11 protein-coding genes are annotated in these 11,289 nt (G+C 64.7%); 6 read left to right on the forward strand and 5 right to left on the reverse strand.

Annotation, left to right across the window (positions count from 1 at the left end):
* The 4 genes from EOA32_RS25490 to EOA32_RS25505 all read right to left on the reverse strand — a co-directional run.
* Positions 1 to 1,229 (reverse strand): Do family serine endopeptidase (locus tag EOA32_RS25490; RefSeq protein WP_128373196.1); only part of this gene is annotated, 1,229 nt, incomplete at its 3' end.
* A gap of 191 nt (positions 1,230 to 1,420) precedes the next feature.
* Positions 1,421 to 2,167, reverse strand: coding sequence for an MBL fold metallo-hydrolase (locus EOA32_RS25495; RefSeq protein WP_170950293.1), 747 nt, complete (start codon positions 2,165 to 2,167; stop codon positions 1,421 to 1,423).
* The gene (locus tag EOA32_RS25500; protein ID WP_066996041.1) at positions 2,167 to 3,333 is read right to left on the reverse strand and encodes a diphosphate--fructose-6-phosphate 1-phosphotransferase; all 1,167 of its coding nucleotides are present in this window, start codon (positions 3,331 to 3,333) and stop codon (positions 2,167 to 2,169) included. Before EOA32_RS25500 ends, EOA32_RS25495 begins: the two co-directional genes overlap by 1 nt.
* A 122-nt stretch (positions 3,334 to 3,455) precedes the next feature.
* Entirely contained in the window at positions 3,456 to 4,223 is a 768-nt protein-coding gene (locus tag EOA32_RS25505) for a L,D-transpeptidase (RefSeq protein WP_095776964.1), read from the reverse strand.
* Between the two features lie 230 nt (positions 4,224 to 4,453).
* Here EOA32_RS25505 and EOA32_RS25510 point away from each other — a divergent pair, with 230 nt between their 5' ends.
* The 3 genes from EOA32_RS25510 (at position 4,454) to xylB (ending at position 8,051) form a co-directional block, all read left to right on the forward strand.
* Positions 4,454 to 5,077: a LysE family translocator gene (locus EOA32_RS25510; RefSeq protein WP_095776963.1), complete on the forward strand. Its 624-nt coding sequence runs from the start codon at positions 4,454 to 4,456 to the stop codon at positions 5,075 to 5,077.
* Positions 5,078 to 5,188: 111 nt separating this feature from the next.
* Positions 5,189 to 6,514 (forward strand): tetratricopeptide repeat protein, encoded by a 1,326-nt coding sequence (locus tag EOA32_RS25515; protein ID WP_128373197.1) that lies wholly within the window; start codon positions 5,189 to 5,191, stop codon positions 6,512 to 6,514.
* Positions 6,515 to 6,596: 82 nt separating this feature from the next.
* A complete protein-coding gene (gene xylB, locus EOA32_RS25520; protein ID WP_095776961.1) occupies positions 6,597 to 8,051 on the forward strand; it encodes a xylulokinase in 1,455 nt (484 codons plus the stop codon).
* 197 nt (positions 8,052 to 8,248) lie between these two features.
* On the opposite strand, the gene EOA32_RS25530 is transcribed toward xylB, so the two are convergent.
* Positions 8,249 to 8,611, reverse strand: coding sequence for a nuclear transport factor 2 family protein (locus tag EOA32_RS25530; RefSeq protein WP_095782379.1), 363 nt, complete (start codon positions 8,609 to 8,611; stop codon positions 8,249 to 8,251).
* Positions 8,612 to 8,722: 111 nt separating this feature from the next.
* Between EOA32_RS25530 and xylA the strand changes: the two genes are divergently transcribed.
* From xylA to EOA32_RS25545, 3 genes are all read left to right on the forward strand, one after another.
* On the forward strand, positions 8,723 to 10,048 hold the full coding sequence (gene xylA, locus EOA32_RS25535; protein ID WP_095831160.1) for a xylose isomerase: 1,326 nt from the start codon (positions 8,723 to 8,725) through the stop codon (positions 10,046 to 10,048).
* Positions 10,049 to 10,234: 186 nt separating this feature from the next.
* Complete coding sequence (locus EOA32_RS25540) at positions 10,235 to 10,438, forward strand: hypothetical protein (RefSeq protein ID WP_095831321.1); 204 nt, start codon at positions 10,235 to 10,237, stop codon at positions 10,436 to 10,438.
* A 74-nt stretch (positions 10,439 to 10,512) separates the two neighbouring features.
* Positions 10,513 to 11,286: a TIGR01458 family HAD-type hydrolase gene (locus tag EOA32_RS25545; RefSeq protein WP_128373198.1), complete on the forward strand. Its 774-nt coding sequence runs from the start codon at positions 10,513 to 10,515 to the stop codon at positions 11,284 to 11,286.
* Positions 11,287 to 11,289 lie beyond the last annotated feature (3 nt).

Genomic DNA, 11,289 nt, shown 5'->3' on the forward strand with positions numbered 1-11,289 from the left:
GCAGATGGCTTGCCGCCCTTGTCATTCGAGGCGGTCTTCTGGTCTTCGGCATTGCGGCCGACATCGGCCGAGATCTGCATCGCCTTGCCGTTGCGCCAGACACTCAGCGTTTCCTTGCTGCCGGGGGAGACGTCGGCGACGGCGCGCGACAGATCCTTGGGATCCTTGATCTCCTGGCCGGCGAAGCCGGTGATGACGTCGCCGGTCTCGATGCCGGCCTTGGCCGCCGGCGAACCGTCGGTGACCGCCGCGACCAGCGCGCCGCCCGGATGGTCGAGGCCGATGGCGCTGGCGACGTCCTGCGTGACCGGCTGGATCTGCACGCCAAGATAGCCGTATTCGATGTCACCGCCCTTCATAAGCTTGTCGACCACTTTTTGCGCCTGGTCCGAAGGAATGGCGAAGCCGACGCCGACGCTGCCGCCATTGGGCGAATAGATCGCCGTGTTGATGCCGACAACATCGCCCTTCACGTCGACAAGCGGGCCGCCGGAATTGCCGTGGTTGATCGGCGCGTCGATCTGGATGAAATCGTCGAACGGCCCGCTGTGCAGGTCGCGGCCGCGCGCCGAGACGATGCCGGCGGTGACCGTGGTGCCGATGCCGAACGGATTGCCGATCGCCAGCACCTGGTCGCCGGTCATCAGTTTGTCGGAATCGCCCCATTTGACGGTCGGCAGCGGCTTGCTCGCCTTGACCTTGAGCACCGCCAGATCGTTCTTTGCGTCGTGGCCGACGAGCTTGGCGGGAAGCTCGGTGCCGTCGTCGAGCGTCACCTTGATCGAGGTCGCGCCGTCGATGACGTGGTTGTTGGTGACGATGGTGCCATCGGACCCGACGATGAAGCCGGAGCCCAAAGCCTCCTGCCGCGGCGCCTGCTGCGGCGGCGTCTTGGGCATCGGGATGCCCTGGTCGCCGAAGAACTGCTGGAAATACTGGTCGAATGGCGAATTGCCGTCGAAAGGCGAGCCGTCGTCCGTCGCGCCGGGCTGGGCTTTCATCACGGTCGTCACGGTCACGACTGCCGGCTTGGTGGTGGCGACAACCGGCGCGAACGAGCCGTTCGGGGCGGTAATGCCGGCGACCGGCGTCTGTGTCGTCGCGACCACGTTGCTCAGGCCGGCATTGCCGGGATTTTGCGCAAAGGAAACAACGACGGGGGAGATGATCAGCGCAGCGCCCAGCAGGGCCGCGACGCGATGTCTGCGAAGAATGCTAAATGGTGACATGGTCGTTTCTGTCCGGGCGAGAGTTGATCCGGCGCCGCGGACGGCTCTCTCCAAGGACGCGCCCGTCGGCGTGTCGACGGCCGGGATTGCCCGTCTCGCCATGCATGGCAGCCGGCCGGATCGACAGCCACGCATTTAGGGCGTGGAATGGTCCGAATTAGGGTTTTGGCGCGACCTTACAAAGATTTAATTCAGAGAGCGCTCACGAAGCGCTCTCGGCGGCGTAGGTAGGAAGACGCGATCTCTCCCATCCTCGCGCGGCCGAAACTCGGGCCATGGCCGCCATGGCCGAGGCGTATCGGCAGGTCGAGCAGCCGCTGCATGGTGCGGCAATAGGCGGCGCGGTCCGAATCCGGCAGGTCGTCGATCAGCATGCCGTCATAGATGGCGTCACCGGCGAAGAACAGGCCGTCGGCCTCATCGAACAGCGCGATCGAATCCGGCGAATGTCCGGGCAGATGCAGCACGCGGAATTTCCGATCGCCGAGGTCGACGATGTCGCCCTCGTCGAGCATTCGCGTCAACGGTGCGGAAGGGATGCGATAGTCAGCCGCCTTCCAGCCGGGCGCCGGCAATTTGGACACCGCATCATCGAGATTGTGGAACATGTTGGCGTAGGTGACGGCATCATCCATGCCATCGAACTCCGCCGCACTGACCTTCGGCCCCATCCTGAGCGGGAATTCGTGTAGCGAGCCGACATGGTCGAGATGAATGTGGGTGGCGACGACGATCAGCGGCTTGCCGGCCGGGCTGTCGATCTCGGGCGCCAGCGGGCAGATGCCCATGCCGGTGTCGACCAGCAGGTCGGCGTCCCGGCCCTTGAAATGCCAAATATTGGCGCGCACGAAATCGTGCACGAATGGCTCGGTCAGCATCGTCGTTCTGGCATCGACAATGGATTTGCCGAACCAGTCGCCCACCACAAGGTCGCCCATCAGACGAACGGCTTTCCGACCTTGTATTTTTCCGGCACCAACCGCTTCAGATAGGCCATGCCGGCCTCGGACAACTGGTTGACGTCCGGCTTCATGAAATTGTCCGGCATGTGGCGGGTCTTGCCAGCCACCGCCTCGAGCGGCACCTTCTTCAGCACGGTCTTAGTGCCGTCATATTGCAGCGCCACCGAGCCGCCACCCTCCCCGGCAACGGCAACCGCGAACGCGCCGGCTTCGAAGGCTTCCTTGGCGTCCACGGGACTGATCGCGCCGACATAGCCGCGCGGCATATAGCCCAGGGCATCGACGCGCGCCCGCTTGCCCGGCAGGCCTTCCGCCAAAGCGCGTTCGAGCGCCGCCGGCAGATCGCTGCCCGACAATTTGACGTTGCCGTGCTGGTCGCGCTCGAGCTTTTCCGGCGGCACCAGGCTCTCGACCAACGCCTTGCCGTCGGCGGTGCTGACGCCTTCCGAGACGGCGACGATGCAGCGCTTGTGGCGGTCGAGCGTCCTGCGGACATCATCGATGAAACGTTCGGCGGAGAAGGCGCGCTCCGGTACATAGACCAGATGCGGACCGCTATCCGGATCGAGCTGCCAGGCGGCGGCCGCGGCAGTCAGGAAGCCGGCGTGCCGGCCCATGACGATGCCGACATAAATGCCGGGCAACGCGCGGAAATCCAAATCGACCGACAGGAAAGCGCCGGCGACGAATTCGGCCGCCGAGATGAAGCCCGGCGTATGGTCGTTCTCCTCGAGATCGTTGTCGATGGTTTTCGGCGCATGCACGAAGGCGATCGCGCCGCCGGCGGCGTCGGTCAGGATCTGCTGGGTGCCCGAAGTGTCGTTGCCGCCGATATAGATGAAGGCATCGGCGCCGGCCTTCTTGAGGCCGTTGAGGATGACCTCGCAATAGGCCGCGTCGGGCTTGTCGCGGGTCGAGCCAAGGGCGGCGCTCGGGGTGCCGGCGATCAGCCGCAGCCGATCTTCGGGGATGGCTGAGAGGTCGACATAGTTGCCGTCGCGGATGCCGCGCACGCCATGGATCGAGCCGAGCACCTTGGCGCCGGGATGCCGCTTGCGGATCTCCAGCGTGGCGCCGACGACCGTCTGATTGATGACGGCGGTCGGGCCGCCGCCCTGCGCGATGACAAAGGTTCCGGCCATGATCGTTCTCTCCCGAGGCGAAGCTTTTCAGAGCACCTTCGCCTGTCTTGCGGCATCACGCAACGGGAGAAAGGAGGAGCATGATCCCGAAAAAATAGCGGCCGTGCTGACCGCCGAAAAAATCAGACGACGACGACTGGGTTCTTCTTCGATACCCTGTTGTAGAGGTCGATGATGTCTTGGTTGATCAGCCGCACGCAGCCCGACGACATCGCCTGGCCGATGGTCCACCATTCGGGCGAGCCGTGGATGCGGTAACCGGTGTCCTTGCCGTTCTGGTAGATGTAAAGCGCGCGGGCGCCCAGCGGATTGGTCAGGCCGCCGGGCTGGCCGCCCTGCCATTTCACCAGTTCCGGCTTGCGCTTGACCATCTCCGGCGGCGGCGTCCAGACCGGCCATTCCTTGCCGTACTGGATGTTGGCGCGGCCCGACCAGCGGAAGCCGTCCTTACCGATGCCGACGCCGTAGCGGATGGCGTCGCCGCCGGGCTGGACGAGATAGAGCATGCGCTCCTGCAAATGCACGACGATGGTGCCGGGCGCTTCGCCGGTCTTGTCGACGACGATCTGGCGGCGGAACTCCGGCTTGACCTTCTGGTAGGGCACCGCCGGGACCTGGAAGCCGTTGTCGGTCAAGGCAGCATACATCACGTCGGGACCAGTGATGTTCTTGTCGACGCTGATCGCCGGTCGGATCGGCACCGATCCGGTGGTGGTGTCGTCGATCTGCAATTGCGGCAGGTCGAGCGTGTCGGTGGTGCTGCAGCCGGCCATGCCGAGCAGCGCCATGGCGCCCATGCCTGAAAGCATGGCGCGGCGGGAAAGCGGAACTTCGGTTTCGACAGTTTCGCCGCTCGAAGGCGGCGTCAGACTTTGCGGCAACTCGCGCATACACCAAACCCTACGCTGTCGGCGGGAAGCACGGTCCGGCCGAATGGCTGCAATTTTCGTCAGTCATGGTTGAAAAAGGGTGAAAGAACTTTGCCCGCACTTAACCCTGACAGGGCGTTGTCCGGGCCAGGCGCCAGGGCAGGCCGGCGCCGAAGATTTTCTCCAACGCCTCTTTACAATCTCGCATACCCCAGGATTTATCCTGTTCTTTGCGCTCAAGGAGTAGGGAAATGTCCTTCGAAAACTGGGCTGCCTTTGCCGCCGCCTCCGCCATCCTCCTCGTCATCCCGGGCCCGACGATCCTCTTGGTCGTCTCCTATGCGCTCGGCCAGGGCTGGCGTACGGCGCTGCCGATGGCAGTCGGCGTCGCGCTCGGCGATTTCACCGCCATGACGCTTTCGATGCTCGGCATCGGCGCGCTGCTTGCGGCTTCGGCCACTGTGTTCACCGTGCTCAAGGTGATCGGCGCCGGCTACCTCATCTATCTCGGCATAAAACTGTTCCGCGCCGGCGGCGCGCTGAAGGCCGAACCGCGCACCGACGCCGTGTCGGCGGCAAGGATGATGGCGCATGCCTGGCTGGTCACGGCGCTCAACCCGAAGAGCATCACGTTCTTCGTCGCCTTCCTGCCGCAGTTTCTCGACCGGCATGCCGATTTCTGGACGCAGATGCTGATCTTCGAAGCGAGCTTCCTGGCGCTCGCATTCAGCAATGCCTTCGGCTATGCGCTGATTGCTTCGCGAGCGCGCGCCATCGTGCGCAACCCAAGGGCGATCCGTATCTTCAACCGCACCGGCGGGACATTGCTTGTCGGCGCCGGCATCGCCACGGTGGCGATGCGTTCGGGGAATTGAGGAGAAGTCCGGTTCGACGCAGTCGAAGCCCTCGCCGGTTGGCGGGCCGACGGTCGATGTTCTAGGATCGCATCGGTCCGACCGGACGAATAGGCATCAAAGGACGCGGCTATGGCGCTGAAGGACGCATTCGGCCTGACGCACTCGGGCGCGACCGAAGCCGGGCTTTCGTCCTACGCCAGAGCCGTCCGTGAGTTGCAGTGCTTCATCGGCGACCCGGTCGGCTCCATCGATAGCGCGATCGCCGATGAGCCCAGCTTCGTGATGGCGCATGTGTTCAAGGGCTATCTGTTCGGCCTCGCCACCGAGCGGGAGGCGATGGCGATTGCGCAAACCTGCCATGCGGCGGCGCTGCCGCTCGCCGGCACCGCGCGCGAGCGCGCGCATGTCGCGGCGCTCGGCCATCTTGCCAGCGGCCGCTGGCATGACGCCGCCCGCATCCTCGAGGACGTCGCCATCGACAACCCGCTCGATGCGGTGGCTCTGCAGGTTGGCCACCAGATCGACTTCTTCATCGGCAATGCGCGCATGCTGCGCGACCGCATCGGTCGGGCGTTGCCGGCTTGGGAGAAGGACATGCCGGGCTACCATGCCGTTCTCGGCATGCAGGCCTTCGGGCTGGAGGAAATGGGCGACTATGCGCGCGCCGAAGCCTTCGGCCGGCAGGCCATCGAGATCGAGCCGCGCGACGGCTGGGCGCAGCACGCGGTCGCGCATGTCATGGAAATGCAAAGCCGGCAAAGGGAGGGCATCGCCTGGATGCGCGCCAATCCGGAGGCGTGGACGAAGGACAGCTTCCTCAAGATCCATAATTGGTGGCATCTGGCGCTGTTCCACTACGATCTCGGCGAGACAAACGAGGTGCTCCAGCTCTATGACGGGCCGATCTACGGCGACCGCTCGACGCTGGCGCTCAACATGGTCGACGCCTCGGCGATCCTGTGGCGGCTTTATCTCCGTGGCGTCGATGTCGGCGACCGCTGGGCGGCGCTTGCGGCGAACTGGGCGCCAAAGGCGGCCGCCGGCAATTACGCCTTCAACGATGCGCATGCGATGATGGCTTTTGTCGGCGCCGGGCTGCACGCGCCGGCGCAGACCCTGCTCGAAGCGCAGCGCGAAGCAATGCGCGGCGATGACGACAACGCCGCATTCACGCGCGACGTTGGCCACCCTCTGACCTTGGCGATCAAAGCATTCGGCGAGGGCAACTACGGAGAAGTCGTGCGCCTGATCCGGCCAATCCGCTGGATCGCGCACCGCTTCGGCGGCAGCCATGCACAACGCGACGTGATCGACCTGATGCTGATCGAGGCGGCGCTGCGTGCCGGTGACAGCGCGCTGGCGCGGGCGCTGACCGCCGAGCGTCAGCTGGCGCGGCCGGACAGCCCGCTGTCGGCGCTGTTCTCGCGCCGCGCGGCCGATTTGTCAGAGAATTGACCGGAGGCGGATCTTGGCTTAAGAACTGGCCAAGCCAGATTTTTTCGAGCCCCGAAAAAATTAACGGCATCGGGAGGAAATCATGTATCTCGGCCTCGACCTGGGCACCTCGGGCATCAAGGCGCTCCTGATCGATGATCGCCAGACGGTCGTCGGGTCCGGCCACGGCTCGCTGGACGTCTCGCGGCCGCATGCCGGCTGGTCCGAACAGAATCCGGCGCACTGGATCGAAGCCTGCCAGACAGCGATTGCCGAGCTCAAGACTTCCCATCCCAAGGAGCTTGCAGCGGTCAAGGGTATCGGCCTCTCCGGCCAGATGCATGGCGCGACCCTGCTCGACGCCTCGGACAAGGTGCTGCGTCCCTGCATCCTTTGGAACGACACCCGCAGCCATGTCGAGGCAGCGGCGCTCGACGCCGACCCGCGTTTCCGCAAGCTCACCGGCAACATCGTCTTCCCGGGCTTCACGGCGCCGAAGCTGGTGTGGGTGAAGGACAACGAGCCCAGTGTTTTTGCCGCTGTCGCCAAGGTGCTCCTGCCCAAGGACTATCTGCGGCTCTGGCTGACCGGCGAGCATATTTCGGAGATGTCGGATTCGGCTGGCACGTCCTGGCTCGACGTCGGCAAGCGGCGGTGGTCCTCCGAACTGCTTGCCGCGACAACGCTCGACGAGAAGCATATGCCGTCGCTGGTCGAAGGCACGGCAAAGGCCGGCGGCTTGCGCGGCGAGCTTGCCTCGAAATGGGGCATTGCTTCAGGCATTCCCGTCGCCGGCGGCGCCGGTGACAATGCGGCGTCGGCCTGCGGCATGGGCACCGTGGGCGCCGGCCACGCCTTCGTGTCGCTCGGCACGTCGGGGGTGCTGTTTGCGGCCAACGCCTCCTATCTGCCCAATCCGGAAAGCGCGGTGCACACCTTCTGCCATGCGCTGCCCAACACCTGGCACCAGATGGGGGTCATCCTGTCGGCCACCGATTCGCTCAACTGGCTGTCGGAGATCACCGGCAAAGGCGCCGGCGACCTGACCGGCGAGCTCGGCGACAAGCTCAAGGCGCCGACAGGCGTGGCTTTCCTGCCCTATCTCTCCGGCGAGCGCACGCCCCATAATGATGCGGCCATTCGTGGTTCCTTCACCGGCCTCGCGCATCAATCGAGCCGCGCCGTGCTGACCCAGGCCGTGCTCGAAGGCGTGGCGTTTGCCTTCCGCGACAGCCTCGAGGCGCTGAAGACAGCGGGCACGACCCTGACCAGGGTGACGGCGATCGGCGGCGGCTCGCGCTCGCGCTACTGGCTGAAGGCGATCGCCACCGCGTTGCAGCTGCCGGTCGACATCCCGGCCGACGGCGATTTCGGCGCCGCCTTTGGCGCGGCGCGTCTCGGGCTGATCGCCGCGACCGGCGCCGATCCGCTTGCCGTTTGCACCGCGCCGGCGACCGATGCGACGATCGAACCGGATGCCGGGCTTGGTGGGGCGTATGCAGATGCTTATCAACGCTATCGTGCGCTCTATCCGGCGATCAGGGCGGTAACCGCGTGAGTATGCGCGAGGCACCCCCCTCTGCCCTGCCGGGCATCTCCCCCTCAAGGGGGGAGATTGGCAGCTTGGGCGCCTCGCTCCCTTTTGCAGCGTTGGAGATTGGCGAAATCCTAGATGAAAGCCGATCTTCCCGCTTGCGGGGGAGATGGCCGGCAGGCCACAGGGGGGTGCCTCGCGCCTCCCTTACCCAGTTAGCCTCACTGCGCCGGCACCTTGTCGAGGAAGCCGGTGACGCTCTTCAGGCGGCCGTTCTCGATGACGCAAATATCGGTGCCTTCGATGACGGATTCTGCGCCTTCGGGGCCCAGATTCCACGAAAAACGGATGCGGTCGGCAAAACCGTCCGGCTCACCCTTCAGCGAGAAGCGGAAGCCGGCGAATTGCTGCTGCACGCCGTCGATCAGCGCGGCGATGCCGTCGTGGCCGTCGCCTTGCATGATCGGGTCGCGATAGCTGACGTCGCTGGTGAAGGCGGCCTCGAGCAGGGTCTTGCGGCGCGCCGCATCGCTCTCGTTCCAGGCGGTGATGTAGTTGCGGGCGATCGTGTTGAGGTCGGTCATGGTCTTCATCCTTCATTGGATCGTTTCGACATGACCCTTTTGGACCCACGGAAGCGCCAAACCAATTACGCCTGAGGTAATCGGCGAAAGCAGTTGGAGAGGAAGGAAACCATGAGCAGCGGATTTTTCGGCAACATCAAGACCATCAAGTATGAAGGGCCGGATTCGACCAATCCACTGGCCTACCGATATTACAACCCGGACGAAGTGGTGGGTGGCAAGCGGCTGGAGGACCATCTGCGCTTCGCCGTCGCCTATTGGCATTCCTTCGCCTGGCAGGGCGGCGACCCGTTCGGCGGCCAAACCTTCGACCGCCCCTGGTTCGCCAGGCCCGGCGGCATCGACACGATGGAACTGGCGAAACTGAAGGCCGACGTCGCCTTCGAGCTGTTCTCGCTGCTCGGCGTCCCCTATTTCTGCTTCCACGACGCCGACGTTCGCCCGGAAGGCAAGGATTTCTCCGAAAGCGCGGCGCGCCTCGACGAGATCGCCGATTATTTTTCGGCCAAAATGAACCAGACCGGCGTCAAGCTGCTCTGGGGCACGGCGAACCTTTTTTCGCATCGCCGCTTCATGGCGGGTGCCGCCACCAATCCCGATCCGGACGTGTTCGCCTACGCGGCGGCGACGGTGAAGAAATGCATCGACGTGACCAAGAAGCTGAAGGGCGAGAACTATGTGCTGTGGGGCGGGCGCGAAGGCTATGAGACGCTGCTCAACACCGACCTCGCGCGAGAGCAAGAGCAGGCCGGTCGCTTCCTCAACCTCGTCGTGGATTACAAATACAAAATAGGTTTCGAGGGCACGATCCTGATCGAGCCGAAACCGCAGGAGCCGACCAAGCACCAGTACGACTACGATGTCGCCACCGTCTACGGCTTCCTGAAGCGCTTCGGGCTGGAGAAGGAGGTGAAGGTCAACATCGAGCAGGGCCATGCGATCCTTGCCGGCCACTCCTTCGAACATGAGCTGGCCTTGGCCAACGCGCTCGGCATCTTCGGTTCGATCGACATGAACCGAAACGACTATCAGTCCGGCTGGGACACCGACCAGTTCCCCAACAATGTGCCGGAGATGGCTTTGGCCTATTACCAGATCCTGCAGGGTGGCGGCTTCAAGACCGGCGGCACCAATTTCGACGCCAAGCTGCGCCGCCAGTCGCTCGACCCGGAGGATCTGCTGATCGGCCATATCGGCGGCATGGACGCCTGCGCGCGCGGGCTCAAGGCGGCGGCCAGGATGATCGGAGACAAGGCGCTGTCGGGCCCGCTCAACGAACGCTATGCCGGCTGGAACACGGCCGAAGGCAAGGCGATGCTTTCCGGCAAGCGTACACTGGAGGAGATCGCCGAACGCGTGGTGGCGGACAAGATCGAGCCGCAGCCGCGCTCCGGCCGGCAGGAGCTCCTTGAAAACATCGTCAACCGCTACGTCTGACGCTTTTCCTGCGGCGCCCGAATCGAGCGCCGCAGAGCTGAAATTGCATTCCATGCGGGGTGAACCTACACGACAAGGTTTTGCCCCGCGCTGCCTCTCAATCGCCGCGCTCTTGCCTTCAAACAGCCGTCACGAATCGCGTATATTGTCGACATGCGGCGGGAAGGAAAGAAGGAGGCGAAACGTATGCAGCACGAACGCGAAATCGACGCCCTGCTCTCTTCCGGCGAGGCTGGTTCGATCATCGATCGGCTGATGGCGCTGCCGCATCCGAAGGATGGCGCCAGCGAAGCAAATGAATGGGATCGCGCGGTCGCCGCGCGGTTGGAAACGGCGCTGGCCAAGAGCATGCGCTCGCGCATTGTGCGCGAAGGCCGCGACGCCGCCTGATTCTTCGGCCCCTGTGTCCGTGGGCCTATTTTCGGCAGTTTGACGAACGGAGACTGTTTCTCCATCCTGCACCGATGATACGCGCGGTGCTGCTCGATCTCGCGGGTGTCGTCTATGATGGCGACACCCCGATCGCCGGCGCTGTCGCTGCGGTCGAGCGTTTGCGCAAGGCCGGACTGCCGCTCCGGTTCGTCAGCAACACGACACGTTCGCCGCGCCACAGAATCATCGCGCAGCTCGCCGCGCTGGGCGTCGAAGTCAGGGATGAAGAATTGCTGACGCCGGCGCGCGCCGCGCTCGAATGGCTGCGAAGGCATGGCCGCCAACCTCACCTGCTCGTCCATGCCAACCTCGAAGCCGAGTTTGCCGGCCTGGACGGCGGCAAGAGCCGCGCTGTCGTCGTCGGCGACGCCGGCGAGGCCTTCGACTATGCCGGCCTAAACCGAGCGTTCCGCGAACTCGTTGCCGGCGCCGATTTTCTGGCTTTGGCCACCAACCGCACCTTCAAGGACGCCGACGGTGAGCTCAGCCTCGACGCCGGCGCCTTCGTGGCAGCGCTCGAATTCGCCTGCGGGCGAAGCCCTGTCGTGCTCGGCAAGCCGTCGCCCGATTTCTTCCTCTCGGCGCTTGCCGGCTTGAATTGCCCGCAGACCGACGCGGTGATGGTCGGCGACGACGCGGAAAGCGATGTCGCCGGCGCGCTCAGCGCCGGGCTCGGCGCGGCGCTGCTCGTACGCACCGGCAAGTATCGCCCCGGTGACGAGACACGCTTCGACCCGGCGCCCACGGCGCTGGTCGACGACCTCAGCGCGGCGGTGGACTGGATCCTCAGCCGCGCCGCAGCCTGACCG

It is taken from the genome of Mesorhizobium sp. M1A.F.Ca.ET.072.01.1.1 (genome assembly GCF_004023325.1).
Taxonomy (GTDB): Bacteria; Pseudomonadota; Alphaproteobacteria; order Rhizobiales; family Rhizobiaceae; genus Mesorhizobium.

What these genes read in the sequence shown, in the direction of transcription:
- EOA32_RS25495 (WP_170950293.1), bottom strand. Translation starts at nt 2,167, where the DNA reads ATGGGCGACCTTGTGGTGGGCGACTGGTTCGGCAAATCCATTGTCGAT.
- EOA32_RS25500 (WP_066996041.1), bottom strand. Translation starts at nt 3,333, where the DNA reads ATGGCCGGAACCTTTGTCATCGCGCAGGGCGGCGGCCCGACCGCCGTC.
- EOA32_RS25505 (WP_095776964.1), bottom strand. Translation starts at nt 4,223, where the DNA reads ATGCGCGAGTTGCCGCAAAGTCTGACGCCGCCTTCGAGCGGCGAAACT.
- EOA32_RS25510 (WP_095776963.1), top strand. Translation starts at nt 4,454, where the DNA reads ATGTCCTTCGAAAACTGGGCTGCCTTTGCCGCCGCCTCCGCCATCCTC.
- EOA32_RS25515 (WP_128373197.1), top strand. Translation starts at nt 5,189, where the DNA reads ATGGCGCTGAAGGACGCATTCGGCCTGACGCACTCGGGCGCGACCGAA.
- xylB (WP_095776961.1), top strand. Translation starts at nt 6,597, where the DNA reads ATGTATCTCGGCCTCGACCTGGGCACCTCGGGCATCAAGGCGCTCCTG.
- EOA32_RS25530 (WP_095782379.1), bottom strand. Translation starts at nt 8,611, where the DNA reads ATGACCGACCTCAACACGATCGCCCGCAACTACATCACCGCCTGGAAC.
- xylA (WP_095831160.1), top strand. Translation starts at nt 8,723, where the DNA reads ATGAGCAGCGGATTTTTCGGCAACATCAAGACCATCAAGTATGAAGGG.
- EOA32_RS25540 (WP_095831321.1), top strand. Translation starts at nt 10,235, where the DNA reads ATGCAGCACGAACGCGAAATCGACGCCCTGCTCTCTTCCGGCGAGGCT.
- EOA32_RS25545 (WP_128373198.1), top strand. Translation starts at nt 10,513, where the DNA reads ATGATACGCGCGGTGCTGCTCGATCTCGCGGGTGTCGTCTATGATGGC.